The sequence below is a fragment of the Pseudoduganella aquatica genome, assembly GCF_020865585.1.
GTDB classification, from domain to species: Bacteria; Pseudomonadota; Gammaproteobacteria; order Burkholderiales; family Burkholderiaceae_D; genus Rugamonas; species Rugamonas aquatica_A.
This window is the reverse complement of sequence record NZ_CP086370.1, coordinates 1,629,886-1,643,311: the sequence shown is the minus strand read 5'-3', so window position 1 is coordinate 1,643,311 and position 13,426 is coordinate 1,629,886. Positions and strand designations below refer to the sequence as shown.

The 13,426-nt window shown below is 67.0% G+C and carries 13 protein-coding genes; 7 read left to right on the top strand and 6 right to left on the bottom strand.

Annotation, left to right across the window (positions count from 1 at the left end; all coding sequences use genetic code 11):
- The first annotated feature begins 12 nt into the window (after window positions 1–12).
- The 4 genes from KT882_RS07255 (at window position 13) to yacG (ending at window position 2,530) form a co-directional block, all read left to right on the top strand.
- Window positions 13–882: a prepilin peptidase gene (locus tag KT882_RS07255; protein ID WP_161072605.1), complete on the top strand. Its 870-nt coding sequence runs from the start codon at window positions 13–15 to the stop codon at window positions 880–882.
- 6 nt (window positions 883–888) lie between these two features.
- The gene (coaE, locus tag KT882_RS07250) at window positions 889–1,530 is read left to right on the top strand and encodes a dephospho-CoA kinase (RefSeq protein ID WP_161072606.1); all 642 of its coding nucleotides are present in this window, start codon (window positions 889–891) and stop codon (window positions 1,528–1,530) included.
- Between the two features lie 64 nt (window positions 1,531–1,594).
- A complete protein-coding gene (gene zapD / locus KT882_RS07245) occupies window positions 1,595–2,350 on the top strand; it encodes a cell division protein ZapD (RefSeq protein WP_228895110.1) in 756 nt (251 codons plus the stop codon).
- Between the two features lie 9 nt (window positions 2,351–2,359).
- Entirely contained in the window at window positions 2,360–2,530 is a 171-nt protein-coding gene (gene yacG, locus KT882_RS07240) for a DNA gyrase inhibitor YacG (protein WP_228895108.1), read from the top strand.
- A 54-nt stretch (window positions 2,531–2,584) separates the two neighbouring features.
- Here the strand turns inward: yacG and mutT are convergent, their stop codons facing one another.
- From mutT to argJ, 3 genes are read right to left on the bottom strand one after another with little or no spacing between them, the layout of a single operon-like run.
- Complete coding sequence (mutT, locus tag KT882_RS07235; RefSeq protein ID WP_161072609.1) at window positions 2,585–2,998, bottom strand: 8-oxo-dGTP diphosphatase MutT; 414 nt, start codon at window positions 2,996–2,998, stop codon at window positions 2,585–2,587.
- Window positions 2,999–3,880, bottom strand: coding sequence for an ATP-binding protein (locus tag KT882_RS07230; protein WP_228895106.1), 882 nt, complete (start codon window positions 3,878–3,880; stop codon window positions 2,999–3,001). It abuts the gene before it with no gap.
- 1 nt (window position 3,881) lies between these two features.
- Complete coding sequence (gene argJ / locus KT882_RS07225) at window positions 3,882–5,120, bottom strand: bifunctional glutamate N-acetyltransferase/amino-acid acetyltransferase ArgJ (protein ID WP_161072611.1); 1,239 nt, start codon at window positions 5,118–5,120, stop codon at window positions 3,882–3,884.
- 312 nt (window positions 5,121–5,432) lie between these two features.
- On the opposite strand from argJ, the gene KT882_RS07220 reads away from it, so the two are divergent.
- From KT882_RS07220 to KT882_RS07210, 3 genes are all read left to right on the top strand, one after another.
- Window positions 5,433–6,650, top strand: coding sequence for a porin (locus KT882_RS07220; RefSeq protein WP_161072612.1), 1,218 nt, complete (start codon window positions 5,433–5,435; stop codon window positions 6,648–6,650).
- A 9-nt stretch (window positions 6,651–6,659) separates the two neighbouring features.
- Window positions 6,660–7,067, top strand: a complete 408-nt coding sequence (locus KT882_RS07215) for a type 2 periplasmic-binding domain-containing protein (RefSeq protein WP_228895104.1) — start codon at window positions 6,660–6,662, stop codon at window positions 7,065–7,067.
- Between the two features lie 64 nt (window positions 7,068–7,131).
- Entirely contained in the window at window positions 7,132–9,120 is a 1,989-nt protein-coding gene (locus KT882_RS07210; RefSeq protein ID WP_228895102.1) for a PAS domain-containing sensor histidine kinase, read from the top strand.
- On the opposite strand, the gene KT882_RS07205 is transcribed toward KT882_RS07210, so the two are convergent.
- The 3 genes from KT882_RS07205 to KT882_RS07195 are packed head-to-tail and all read right to left on the bottom strand — an operon-like array spanning window position 9,117 to window position 13,367.
- Window positions 9,117–11,345 carry a hybrid sensor histidine kinase/response regulator gene (locus KT882_RS07205; RefSeq protein WP_228895100.1) on the bottom strand — a complete coding sequence of 743 codons (2,229 nt, stop codon included), beginning with the start codon at window positions 11,343–11,345 and terminating at the stop codon, window positions 9,117–9,119. The genes KT882_RS07210 and KT882_RS07205 overlap by 4 nt on opposite strands.
- A 1-nt stretch (window position 11,346) precedes the next feature.
- Window positions 11,347–11,706 (bottom strand): Hpt domain-containing protein, encoded by a 360-nt coding sequence (locus KT882_RS07200; RefSeq protein ID WP_228895098.1) that lies wholly within the window; start codon window positions 11,704–11,706, stop codon window positions 11,347–11,349.
- An 11-nt stretch (window positions 11,707–11,717) separates the two neighbouring features.
- The gene (locus KT882_RS07195; protein ID WP_228895095.1) at window positions 11,718–13,367 is read right to left on the bottom strand and encodes a cache domain-containing sensor histidine kinase; all 1,650 of its coding nucleotides are present in this window, start codon (window positions 13,365–13,367) and stop codon (window positions 11,718–11,720) included.
- Window positions 13,368–13,426: the final 59 nt, after the last annotated feature.

Sequence of the window (13,426 nt, the reverse complement as noted above, 5' to 3'; positions counted from 1 at the left end):
GGAACCCTAGCGATGCAGGATATCTTGCTGTTTGCCCCGCCCGCCACCCTGATCGCCGCCATCGCGGCCGGCATCTTCGGCCTGCTGATCGGCAGCTTCCTGAACGTCGTTATCCACCGCGTGCCCATCATGATGCAACGCGAGTCGGACAACTACGTGGCGTCCGAAATGGGCAAGGAACTGCCGCACACCGAACGCTACAACCTGGTGGTGCCGCGCTCGGCCTGCCCGCACTGCAAGCACCAGATCACCGCGCTGGAAAACATCCCCGTCGCCAGCTACCTGGTGCTGGGCGGGAAATGCAGCAACTGCAAGGCGCCGATCTCGCCGCGCTACCCCATTATCGAAGCGCTGACCGGTCTGCTGTCGGCAGCCCTGGTGTGGCAGTTTGGCAGCGGCTGGATGGGCCTGGCCACCCTGCTGTTCGCCTACATGCTGATCGCCATGACCTTTATCGACGCCGACACCCAGCTGCTGCCGGACGACCTGACCCTGCCGCTGCTGTGGGCCGGCCTGCTGATCAACATCAACGGCACCTTCGTGCCGCTGCAGGACGCCGTGATAGGAGCGGCGGCCGGCTACCTGGCGCTGTGGTCCATCTACTGGCTGTTCAAGCTGGCCACCGGCAAGGAAGGCATGGGCTACGGCGACTTCAAACTGCTGGGCGCGCTGGGTGCCTGGCTGGGCTGGGCGACGCTGCCGACCATTATCCTGCTGTCGTCCGTGGTGGGCGCGGTGGTGGGCATCAGCCTGATGGTGTTCGCCAAGCGCGGCCGCAACAACCCCATTCCCTTCGGTCCCTACCTGGCGGTGGCCGGCCTGATCACGCTGATGTACGGCGGCCCGCTGGCGGCCTTCACCTCCAGCGTGCTGGGCCATTAAGCGCACGTGGACAAGACGGTAAAATTCAGCGTCGGCCTGACCGGCGGCATCGGCAGCGGCAAGAGCGCGGTGGCCACGCGCTTCGCCGCGCTGGGCGCCACCATTGTCGACACCGACCGCATCGCGCACAGCATGACGGTGGCCGGCGGCCCGGCCATGCCGGCCCTGGTGGCCGAATTCGGCCCCGAATTCGCCGACGCCAGCGGCGCCATGGACCGCGCCCGCATGCGCGCGCTGGTGTTCAGCGACGCCACCGCCAAGGCCAGGCTGGAAGCCATCCTGCACCCCATGATACGCAGCGCCGCCGAAGCGGCGGGCGCGGCCGCCACCGGCCCCTATGTGATCTACGACGTGCCGCTGCTGGTCGAGTCCGGCAGCTGGCGCAGCCGGGTGCAGCGCGTGCTGGTGGTGGACTGCCCGGAGGCGACGCAGGTGGCGCGCGTGATGGCGCGCAACCAGATGACGGCCAGCCAGGTGCAAGCCATTATGGCGGCGCAGGCGCCGCGCTCCGCACGATTGGCGGCAGCGGACGATATCATTAATAATGAGGGGGATTTAACCGCACTGGACCCGCAAATTGCGCGATTACACCATTTATACCTGGCATTTTCGGCAGGAACGATAACAATACCATCGCAACGTTTGTAATTTTGCTTCGCTTGGTTCAGAATCACGGAATTCTTTGCAGGCCCATCTATAGAGGGAAGTCATTTTGATTGTCTACGAATACCCTTTCAACGAGCGCATACGCACGTTGTTGCGGCTGGAAGACCTGTACGAGAAATTCAAGTTCTTTGTGCATCAAGAACACCCCATGCAGCACCACGTCGCGCTGGCCACGATCTTCGACATGCTCGAAGTGGCAGGCCGGGCGGACCTCAAGTCGGACCTGCTGCAGGAACTGGAGCGCCAGCGCCAGACATTGCTGAGCTACCGTTCCAACCCGAATGTACAGGCTGAAACGCTGGACGCCATCCTGTCCGAAGTGGACAGCGTGAGCAGCGCCCTGGTCGCCGCGCAAGGCAAAACCGGCCAGAACGTGCGCGACAACGAATGGCTGATGAGCATACGCGGCCGCACCATCATCCCCGGCGGCGCCTGCGAATTCGACCTGCCGTCCTACTACGCCTGGCAAAAACGCAGCGCCGAGCAGCGCTTCAACGACATCGCCGGCTGGTTCGCCCCGCTGGCGCCGCTGTTCGACGCCCTGGCCCTGGTGCTGCGCCTGCTGCGCGACTCGGGCGGCCCGGTTAAAATGATCGCCAACGCCGGCAGCTACCAGCAAATGCTGCAAGGCAAGGTCTACCAGATGCTGCGGCTGACCCTGGATGAAAGCATGGGCGCGATACCGGAAATATCGGCCAATAAATATATGCTGTGGGTCAGATTCACCACCCAAGGCGGCGATCTGAAACCCAAGCCGCTGGAAGAAGATGTACCATTCGAGCTCACGCTCTGTAATTTTTAAAGAACCGCCATGACCGTAGTTGATTGCCCAACCTGCTCCGCCAAAGTGGAGTGGACTGAAAAAAACAAATACCGCCCCTTCTGTTCCGAACGGTGCAAACAAATCGACCTGGGCGCCTGGGCCGAGGAAAAATACGCCATTCCCGCCGCTCCGCCCCGCGATCCCCTCGACGAAGAATAAGCGGTCAGGGTTAGTTTTCCGGTACCGGGAAACTAACCCTGACCCCTTTTTTGGCTACGGCAAGGCTGTTGGGTCGTGGCGGATCTGGTCCAGCCATTCGAGCAGCGGTATCGTGGCGGGCAGCAACGGCTCCAGGCCGACCGTGCCTTGCCACGCGAAGGCCTGCCCTTCCAGGCTCTGCGGTTCGCCGTGCCAGTCGCGGCTGATGTAGAAATGCAGCCGCACGTGGGCGTGCGGGTACACGTATTCCACGCCGCACCATTCCTGCGCGCTGTTCACCGTCAGCCCCAGCTCTTCCACAAACTCCCGTTTCAGCGCCTCGAGCACCGTCTCGCCCGGATCGACTTTGCCACCGGGGAATTCCCAGTAGCCGTCATAGGGCTTGCCCGCCGGGCGCTGGCCCAGCAGCACGTCGCCGTTCGGCTTGATCAGGATGCCGACTGCGACGTCCACTTTCTTGTCAGTCATTCACTTGCTTTCTTCGGGTAGTTTGCCGGCGTAGTCCTTGGCGAACTGCCAGGCCACGCGGCCGGAACGCGAACCGCGCTGCAGCGCCCAGCGCAGGGCGTCGCCGCGTGCCGCTTCCGCCTGCTCCGGCGTGCAGCCGAAGCTGGCCAGCCAGTGGGCGCAGATGTCGAGGTAGTCGTCCTGCTTGAAGGCGTAGAACGACAGCCACAGGCCGAAGCGCTCGGACAGGGAGATCTTCTCTTCCACCGTCTCGCCGGGATGCAGGTCGCCGTCCTCGTCGTGCTTGTAGCTCATGTTGTCGGCCATGCGCTCCGGCATCAGGTGGCGCCGGTTGGAGGTGGCGTAGATCAGCACGTTGTTGGACTGGGCAGCGATGGAGCCGTCCAGCGCCACTTTCAGCGCCTTGTAGCCGCTCTCGCCTTCCTCGAAGGACAAGTCGTCGCAGAAGATGATGAAGCGCTCGGGGCGGCCCGCCACCAGGTCCACGATATCCGGCAGCTCGGCCAGGTCGGCCTTGTCGACTTCGATCAAACGCAGGCCATCTTTCGCGAACTGGTTCAAACAGGCCTTGATCAGCGACGATTTGCCGGTGCCGCGTGCGCCCGTCAGCAGCACGTTGTTGGCCGGGCGGCCGGACACGAACTGGCGCGTATTCTGCTCGATGGCGGCTTTTTGCGGGGCGATGTTGTGCAGATCGTCCAGCGCGATGCTGGACACGTGCGCCACCGCCTGCAGATGGCTGACGCCGCCGTTGCGGCGCCGCCAGCGGTAGGCGTAGCCCAGCTTCCAGTCCGGCTCGCGCGGGGCTTGCGGCAGGATGGCTTCCACCCTTTGCAGCAGGGCCTCGGCGCGCACCAGGAATTGTTCGAGGGGCGTCGCCATATCAGGAACGGTAGTCGGCGTTGATGCTGACGTAGTCGTGCGACAGGTCGCAGGTGTAGACGGTGGCGGCCGCGCCGCCGCGCGCCAGCTTCACGCGCACCGCGATTTCGCTCTGCTTCATCACGCGCTGGCCGTCTTCTTCCTTGTAGTCCGGGTTGCGGCCGCCGTTCTTGGCCACCCACACGTCGTCCAGGTAGAGGTTGAGCTTGCTCACGTCCAGATCGTCCACGCCGGCGTAGCCGATGGCGGCCAGGATGCGGCCCAGGTTGGGGTCGGACGCGAAGAAGGCGGTTTTCACCAGCGGCGAGTGGGCGATGGAGTACGCGATCTTGCGGCATTCTTCCACGTTCTTGCCGTCTTCCACCGTAATCGTCATGAACTTGGTGGCGCCTTCGCCGTCGCGGATGATGGCTTGCGCCAGGAACACGGACAGCTCGGTGACGGCGGCGGCCAGGGCCTTGTATTCCGGCGAATCGACCGAGTTCACTTCCAGCGTGCCGGCGCCGGTGGCGACCAGCATGAAGGAGTCGTTGGTCGAGGTGTCGCCGTCGATGGTGATGCAGTTGAAGGACTGGTCGGCGGCCTGCTTGACCAGCACGTCCAGCACCGGCTGCGCCACTTTGGCGTCGAAGGCCAGGAAGCCCAGCATGGTGGCCATGTTCGGCTTGATCATGCCGGCGCCCTTGGAGATGCCGGTGAGCGTGACCTTGTGGCCGGCGATGTCCACCGTGCGCGAGCCGGCTTTCGGCTGGGTGTCGGTGGTCATGATGGCTTCGGCGGCATTGAACCAGTTGTCGGCGGTCAGGTTGGCGACGGCGTTCGGCAGGCCGGCCACGATGCGGTCCACCGGCAGCGGCTCGAGGATCACGCCGGTCGAGAACGGCAGGATCTGGCCCGCTTCGCAGCCCAGCAGCTCAGCCAGCGCCGAGCAGCTCTGCTGCGCGCGCGCCAGGCCTTCTTCGCCGGTGCCGGCGTTGGCGTTGCCGGTGTTGACCATCAGTGCGCGGATGGGCGCGCCGCCGGCGTTCACGGCCGCCAGGTTGGCCTTCGAGATCTGCACCGGCGCGGCGCAGAAGCGGTTCAGCGTGAACACGCCGGACACGGTGGCGCCCGGCGCCAGGCGCAGCACCAGCAAGTCCTTGCGGTTCGGCTTTTTGATGCCGGCTTCGGCAAAACCGATCTCGATGCCGGCAACCGGCTTCAGATCTGCAGCGACAGGAATGGGGGAATTGACGGCCATGTGGGTTCTCGGGCTAGTGTAAGGGAAGCCGTTATTGTAATGCCTGTTGCCAGCGCACGCGGATTACTACTTTCGGTTAAAACCCCACCTCCTACTGTTTTTTTCCAAACCTTGAAAGTTCGGCCAAAAACACAGAAAACTTGCCGAAAAATTCATAAAACCGTACTAAAAAGCGACAAAAATCTAGAGGCTTTGTTCAGTACAACGTTTTCATAATCATGCCTTGAAGAAAATTCATCTAAGGTAGGCAACGCATGCGGCGCTCCGGGCTGGCCGCTCTTTTGAAAAATAAAGTGATTGGAACCCTTACCGATGAAAAAGCAACTTCTAGTAGCATCCGTCCTCGCTGCCTGCAGCGCCATGCAGGCCCAGGCCGGCTCGCTGGACGACGGCAACCTGAGCATCAGCGGTTTCGGCACCCTGGCAGTGGCCAAGAGCGACACCGACACCGCCCAGTTCGCGCGCTACAACCAGGCCACCGGCGTGGGCGACAGCCCGCGCATCGGCCTGGACAGCAACCTCGGCCTGCAAGCGAGCTACAAGATCAACGACTGGCTGTCCGGCACCGCGCAGGTGCTGACGCGCAAGAACACCAGCCCCAGCTTCACCAGCGACCTGACCTGGGCCTTCCTGAAAATGAAGGTCAACGACGAGATCAATGTCCGCGTGGGCCGCATGGTCATGCCGGCCTTCCTGATTTCCGACTACCAGAACGTGGGCTACGCCAACACCATGATGCGGCCGCCGATTGAAGTCTACGGCCAGGATCCGATCGAAAACGTGGACGGCGTGGACCTGAACTACCAGCACGCCTTCGGCGACACCAACTTCACCGCGCAGGCCTTCGCCGGCTCCAGCCGCGGCAAGCTGTTCGTGCCGACCGCCGGCGGCTCCGTGGCCAAGTACCGCGCGCCGGCCCAGGGCGTGAGCCTGGCCGTCGAGCACGGCCCCGTGACCGTGCGCCTGGGCCATCTGCGCGCAGAACTGAACAGCGACAACCTGCTGCCGATCAACAGCCTGGCCGCCACCCTGAAGCAAGTGGGCTTCGGCCAACTGGGCCAGGATCTGGGCATCGTCGAGGGCAAGAAGATGAGCTTCACCTCGCTGGGCCTGGCGCTGGACTGGAACAATATCGTGGTCCAGACCGAATACGCGATGCGCCGCGCGCACGACCCGGTCTACATCCCGGAAACCAATTCCTGGTACGCCATGGGCGCCTACCGCTTCGGCAAAGTGCTGCCCTACTTCGCGCACGCCGCCAGCAAGGGCTCGGGCAGCTCCATCACCGTGCCGGCCGCGCTGGCCAAGATTCCTGCGCTGAACGCCGCCGTCAACAACCTGCTGATCTCGCCCGAGCAGTCGACCAACCTGGTCGGCGTGCGCTGGGACTTCGCCAAGTCGCTCGCGCTCAAGGTGCAGGTGGACCGCGTCAAGCCCAAGGTCAAGTCGGGCCAGCTGATCTTCACGCCGGCCGCCGGCCAAAAAGACAGCGTGACCGTGGTCGCAGCCGGTCTGGATTTCGTATTCTAAGGTGACTTCATGAAAAAAACGCTCCCAGCCCTGATCCTGGCCGTCCTCGCCGCCGCCGCCCTGCCCGCGTCCGCCGAAACGGTCGTGATCGTCAACAAGGCCAACCCGGCCACGCGCATGTTCTCCGAGCAGGCATCCCAGTTCTTCCTCGGCAAATCGACCATGTTCACGCCGGTGGACCAGGCCGAAGGCTCGCATATCCGCAACGACTTCTACCAGAAAGTGGCCGACAAGGACGCGGCCCAGGTGAAGGCGCTGTGGTCCAAGCTGGTGTTTACCGGCAAGGCCACGCCGCCCAAGGAATACAAATCCAACGCCGACGTGAAAAAGGCGGGGGCCGACGATCCCAAGGCCATCGGCTACATCGACAAATCCGCCGTCGACGACACGGTGAAGGTGATCTTGACACTCCCTTAACATTGTTGCATGCGGTATATTGCTGTCTGGGGACGCGGGGCGTCCAGGACAGCAAGGAGTGGGTGTGAGTCTATCGCTGCGGGCGAAGTTTCTGTTGTTGAGCGCCATCGTGCAGGCCATGGTGGTGGCGCTGTTGATCGGCAACAGCCAGCGCGTGATGGACAGCGCGGTCGGCAAGAACGCCGAGCGCGTGGCGCACGAATACGCGGTCACACTCAATCTCACCCTCAGCCCCTACGCCATCCGCGGCCGCCTTAGCGAACTGAACGACTACTGGACCGAGATGCTGTCCGATCCCCAGGACAGCTTCGTGCGCTACATCATCGTGCTGGACCAGAACGACGTGCCGCTGGCCACCGCCGGCGAGCATCCGCCCGCGCTGCCGGCCGCGCTGCGCAACGGCACCGCGCCGGCCATGAACGGGGTGCGCACCTGGCAGGTCGGCAGCACGCTGCACGCGCGCGCGCCCATGCTGCTCAAGGACAACCAGATCGGCTCGCTCAATTTCGGCCTCTCGACCAGCGAGCTGGACAAGGCGCGCGAGGAAGTCTTCCTGCAATCGGGCCTGATCTCGCTGGTGGGCCTGGGGCTGGGCGTGCTGCTGTTCTACGCCTTCACGCAAGGCATAGGGCGGCGCCTGCGCGCCCTCACCGGCCAGGCCGGGCAGCTGATGAAAACCGCCTTCGGCCGCAACCTGCCGGACGGCGACGGCGACGAGATCGAAGTCTACGCGCGCTCGCTCAACTCGATGAGCGTGGCGCTGCGCGAACGCGTGCTGCAGCTGGAAGCGTCGCAACAGCGCCTGTCCGAATCGGAAGCGCGCTTCAAGACCCTGTTCGACATGGCGCCGCTACCGCTCAGCGTGACCGACCGCAACGGCCGCATCATCGGCGCCAACCAGGCCCTGACCAGCACCTTCGGCTACACCGAGGAACAGCTGATCGGCCAGCGCTCGGACAGCTTCACCTTCTGGGGCGCGCCGGAAGAGCGCGAGCGCATCTGGCAGCTGTATATGCGCCACGGCGCGGTGCACGGCGAAGTGGCGAATATGGCGCTGCGCGGCGGCGGCACCGGCCGGCTGGCGATCTGGTCGTCCTCGCTGACCCTGGACGGCGTGGACGCCATTATCTGGGCGCTGCTGGACATGACGGCCGAACTCAACGCCAAACAGGAACTGGAAGAACTGAACGCCTCGCTGGAGCGCCGCGTGAGCGAGCGCTCGGCCGAGCTGGAGCGCGCCAACGGCGACCTGTCGCACGCGCTGCAGACCCTGCAGCGCACCCAGCACGACCTGATCGCGGCGGAAAAAATGGCCTCGCTCGGTTCGCTGGTGGCCGGCATCGCGCACGAGCTGAACACCCCGATCGGCAACAGCCTGCTGGCCTCGACCGCGCTGGGCGACCGGGTGGTGGAATTCGAAGCCATGCTCAGCGGCGGCACGCTGCGCCGCTCCACGCTGAGCGCCTACAACGAGGAAGTGAAGCTGGCCTCTAACCTGATCTCCGGCTCGCTCAACAAGGCGGCCAACCTGATCGCCTCCTTCAAGCAGATCGCGGTGGACCAGACCAACGACCAGCGCCGCGTGTTCAACCTGCTGGCGGTGGTGCTGGACACGGCGGCCACCTACGTGCCGCGCCTGCGCCGCGCCAACTGCGGCACCGCCTTCCACGTGCCGCAGGGCCTGGCGCTGGACTCCTACCCGGGCAGCTGGTACCAGGTCTTCAACAACCTGATCAACAACGCGCTGGCGCACGCCTTCGAAGACCGCAGCGACGGCACCATCAGCATCAGCGCACGCGAACTGGACGGCGGCATGGTGGAGATCGTCTTCAGCGACAACGGCGCCGGCATGGCCGAAGAAGTGCGGCGCCACGTGTTCGACCCCTTCTTCACCACCAAGATGGGGCGCGGCGGCACGGGCCTGGGCATGAACATCGTGTACAACATCGTCACCGGCATGCTGGGCGGGCGCGTCACGGTGGCGTCGCAGCCGGGCCAGGGCACGGCGGTGCGCATCGTGGTGCCGCGCAGCTCGCCGGTGCGGGCCGGCTAGGGCGGCGCGCCGGCCGGCGCCATGCCGGCCGCGCGCCGCACTGCGGCGCTGAACTCCTCCAGCTTGAACGGCTTGGCCAGGTAATCGTCCATGCCGGCTTCCAGGCAGCGCTGGCGGTCGCCCTCGACGGCGCTGGCGGTGAGCGCCACCACCGGCAGGCGCGGCAGGCCTGCGGCCGCCTCGTGCGCGCGCCAGCGGCGCGTGGCCTCGTAGCCGTCCATCAGCGGCATCATGCAGTCCATCAGCACCAGGTCGTAGCCGCCGCGCGCCATGGCGGCCAGGGCCTGCTCGCCGTTGGCCGCGTCGTCCACCTCGCAGCCCAGGCGGGCGAGCAGGATGCGCGCCAACTGGCGGTTCATCTCGGTGTCCTCGGCCAGCAGCACGCGCAGCGGCGCGGCGGCGCCGGCCGGCCTGTCAGCCGCCGCCGCCGGCCGGGAAGCGGGCGGCGGCGCCGCGGCCGGCGCGGCGGCGCTGGTCGGCAGCGCAAAGCTGAAACAGGCGCCCTCGCCGCGTGCGCTGACGCAGGAGATTTCGCCGCCCATCAGCTGTACCAGGCGCTTGCAGATGGCCAGGCCCAGGCCCGTGCCGCCGTACTGGCGGCTGATGGTGTCGTCGGCCTGGATAAAGGGCTCGAACAGGCGGCCCTGCTCGGCCGGACTGATGCCGATGCCGCTGTCGCGCACCTCGAACCCCAGGCGCAGGCGGCCCGGCTGGCTGTCCGGGCGCGCCGCCAGCGCCACCGTCACCTGTCCGGCCGGCGTGAACTTGATGGCGTTGCTGACCAGGTTGCCCAGCACCTGGCGCACGCGCACCGGATCGCCCCATACCCAGGGCGGCACGCCGCGCTCGATGGCGGCCTCGAGCTGCAAGCCCTTCTTGGCGGCGGCCGCGCGGTGCAGCTCGAGCACGCTGCGCACCAGCCGGGCCGGGTCGTAGCTGCTATTGATGAATTCCATGTGGCCGGATTCGATCTTGGAGAAATCCAGGATCTCGTTGATGATGCGCAGCAGGTCCAGCGCGCCGCTGTGCACATTGCCCGCGTAGCCGCGCTGCGCCGCGTCCAGCCGGGTTTCCAACAGCAGCTCGGACATGCCGACGATGCCGTTCATGGGCGTGCGGATCTCGTGGCTCATCATGGCCAGGAAGCGCGACTTGGCTTCGCTGGCCGCGTCGGCACGCGCCTTCAGGTGCAGCGCCAGCTCGGCGTCGCGTTCGCGCCGCTTGAGGATGACGGCCATGGCGGCGAACGCCGCCGCCAGCGCCGCCCCGGCCAGCACGGCGATACCGCCCAGCAGGCGCGCAATGCGGCGCCAGCCGTCCAGGAACAGGTCCTCGGTCACCGTCAGGTTGACGATCAGCGGATAGTTGCGCACCTTGCGCACGGCGCCCATGCGGAACACTTCCTGGTTGCCGGCCGCCATGCGCGGGCCGCGCTGCAGCACCACGCCGCTGTCGCGCCCGGAGGCGATCACCGCGCGCGTGCTGCCGTTGCTGACCTCCTTGCCCATCAACTGCTCGACCATGGGCCAGCGCGCCAGCAGCGCGTAGTCGCTGCGGTACAGGGAAATGGCGGCGTGCTCGCCAACGCTGACATTGCGGAAAAACGCGCTGAAGAAGTCGCATGAAATGCCCACCAGGGCCACGCCCAGGAAGCGGCCGTCGGGCGCGGCCAGGCGCCGGCTCAGATAGAAGGTCCACTGGCCATTGCCCTTGTTGCGCACAGGTTTGCTGATGAAGTCGCCGCCGGCGCCGCCGCGGTGGTAGAGGAAGTAGTCGCGTTCGGCCAGGTTGATGGCCGGCGCCGGCCAGGCGCGCGTGAAATTGAGCACGGCGCCGTCCGCGCCGACGATGGTGGCCACGTCCACCTGGGGCACGCCGCTGGCCTTGTCGCGCATCATCTGGAACACCGCCTCGCCCCCCATGGCCAGGCGCAGCGCCTCCGGCGTGCGGGGCGCGGCGCGCTGCACGGCGTCGTCCAGGCTGTCGAGCACAAGGTAGGCCGAGGCCATGGACTGGGACACCGTCTCCGCCAGCACCAGCGACTGGTTGTCGAGCTGCTTGCGCCAGTCGTCGATCGCGCGCTCGTGCAGCACCCAGCCCACCGCGACAGTGACGCCGCCCAGCAGCAGCAGCAGCGCCAGGCCGACCAGGGCGATGCGGCGGTGCGCGCGGTCGCGGCGGAACCAGCGCCGCCACGTGACCTGTGGCAGTCCGGAGGCCGGCATGCTAGCGCACCTCGCCGTCGGCCAGGCTGCGCCGCACCTCGTCGAGCGCGGCGCCGAACAGCTGCGCCAGGCCGGCGGCGGCCGGTGCCAGCGCTGCGCTCTGGCCGGCCCGCGCCTGCGCCTCCAGCGCCTGCAGCGCCGCGCTCAGCGGGCCGGCGCCCACCAGCGTGGTGCTGCCCTTGAGCGCGTGCGCCGCGTAGGCCGCCGCGCCGCAGTCGCCGCTGCGCAGCGCGCGCTGCAGCTGCTCGTGCATGGGCGGCGCCACGTCCAGGTAGGTCAGGGTCAGGCTGCGGCAGGCGTCGGCGTCGCCGCCGACGGCCTGCAGCAAGACGTTCAGATCGATATGGCGATAGGATGGCAAGGCGGCTCCGTCTAGTGCACCGCGCCCAAGGGCAGCGCGAAGGAAAAGGTGGCGCCTTGGCCGGGCGCCGAGCGCAGCGCCATGCGCCCGCCCATCAGTTCAACCAGCGCCGCCGCCAGCGCCAGGCCCAGGCCGGCGCCGTCGCGCTTGCGCGCCGGGCCGTCGTCGGCCTGGAAGAAGCGCTCGAACACGCGCCGCTGCAGCGCGGCCGGCACGCCGTCGCCGCTGTCGCTGACCGAGAACGCCACGCCGCCGTCGGCGGCCTCGATGCGCAGGCGCACCGCGCCGCTCTCGGCGTGGGCCACGGCATTGCCGAGCAGCCGCTCCAGCACGCGCGCCAGCTTGGCGCGGTCGCAGCCGACCCGCTCCGGCAGCGCCGGGTCCAGTTCGCAGCTGAGGACCACCCGGCGCACCGCCGCCGCCTCGGCCTGCCCGGCCAGCGCGGCCTCGGCCAGTTCGCGCAGCGAGGCCGGCGCCAGGTTGAGCGGCGTGCTGCCGGCGTCCAGCGCGCTCAGTTCCAGCACCGACTCGACCAGCGCCAGCTGGCGCTGGCCGCATTCGGCGATCACGCCGGCGAACTGGCCGACGCGGCTGGCGCCGGCCTCCTCCATGATCAGTTCGGCGTAGCCCAGCACGCCGTTCAGCGGCGTGCGCAGTTCGTGCGACATATTGGCCAGGAAGCGCGCCTTGGCGCGCGCGGCCGCCAGCGCCTCCTCGCGGCTGCGCACCAGGCGCCCGATCAGCAGGTGCAGGCCGAAGGCGCACAGCACGATCACCGCCGTGCTCAGGCCGACCTGCAGCAGGTCGCGGTTGCGCGCGGCGTAATAATGCGCCAGGCTTTCCTCCTCGTCCAGGCCGACCGCCACGTACAGCGGGTACTGCTCGACCTTGGCGTAGGCATACAGGCGGCGCCTGCCGTCGACCAGGCTGGTGGCGGTCAGATGGCCACGCGCGGCCTGGCGCATGGCGGCCACCACCGGGCTGGCCGACAGGTCGGCGCCCATGCCTTCGTCGCCATCGGCGCGGCGCACCCGCACGATGCCGTCGGCGCCGATCAGGGCGATGGCGCCGTGGCGGCCAATGTCGACGTCGTGGTACAAGCGGGTGAAGTAATACGGGTCCATCGACACCACCACCACGCCGCCGAAGCCGCCGCCGGGCGCGGCGATGCGGCGCGTGATCTGCAGCGACCATTTCTTCGACACCCGGCCCAGCACGGGCACGCTGATATAAATGTCGTCGGCGGCGCTGTCGCGGTGGGCGCGCACGTGCGGCCGGTCCGACAGGTTGAGCGGCTGGAAGGGCTTGCTCGACAGCGCGACATCGCCGTTGCCGTCGATAATGGTCAGCAGATTGTAGACACTGGGGGAAGGCAGGCCCGCCTCGAGCTCATGGGCCAGGTCAAGCCGCCCGCCCTGCGTGGCGTAGCGGCCGCGCAGATAGACGGCGGCCTGGTCGGCCGCGTCCACGGTGCGCGCGGCGTGCTCCTCGAACACCCGCGCCAGGCTGGCCGCCTCGCGCTGCGCGTCGGCCAGCTCGCCGGCGCGCAGCTGGCCCAGCTGCGCCAGCGTCACGCCCCACACCACCGCCACCAGCAGCAACGCGAACATGGCCAGCAGCAGGCGCGCGTCGAGCCGGTCCATCACACCTTGCCTGGTCATGCCCTCTCCTTGCGGCCCGGGCGGGGTGGCGCCCGGGTCAAATAATCAAATTAAACGAA

What these genes read in the sequence shown, in the direction of transcription:
- KT882_RS07255 (WP_161072605.1), top strand. Translation starts at nt 13, where the DNA reads ATGCAGGATATCTTGCTGTTTGCCCCGCCCGCCACCCTGATCGCCGCC.
- yacG (WP_228895108.1), top strand. Translation starts at nt 2,360, where the DNA reads ATGACCGTAGTTGATTGCCCAACCTGCTCCGCCAAAGTGGAGTGGACT.
- mutT (WP_161072609.1), bottom strand. Translation starts at nt 2,998, where the DNA reads ATGACTGACAAGAAAGTGGACGTCGCAGTCGGCATCCTGATCAAGCCG.
- KT882_RS07230 (WP_228895106.1), bottom strand. Translation starts at nt 3,880, where the DNA reads ATGGCGACGCCCCTCGAACAATTCCTGGTGCGCGCCGAGGCCCTGCTG.
- argJ (WP_161072611.1), bottom strand. Translation starts at nt 5,120, where the DNA reads ATGGCCGTCAATTCCCCCATTCCTGTCGCTGCAGATCTGAAGCCGGTT.
- KT882_RS07220 (WP_161072612.1), top strand. Translation starts at nt 5,433, where the DNA reads ATGAAAAAGCAACTTCTAGTAGCATCCGTCCTCGCTGCCTGCAGCGCC.
- KT882_RS07215 (WP_228895104.1), top strand. Translation starts at nt 6,660, where the DNA reads ATGAAAAAAACGCTCCCAGCCCTGATCCTGGCCGTCCTCGCCGCCGCC.
- KT882_RS07205 (WP_228895100.1), bottom strand. Translation starts at nt 11,345, where the DNA reads ATGCCGGCCTCCGGACTGCCACAGGTCACGTGGCGGCGCTGGTTCCGC.
- KT882_RS07195 (WP_228895095.1), bottom strand. Translation starts at nt 13,367, where the DNA reads ATGACCAGGCAAGGTGTGATGGACCGGCTCGACGCGCGCCTGCTGCTG.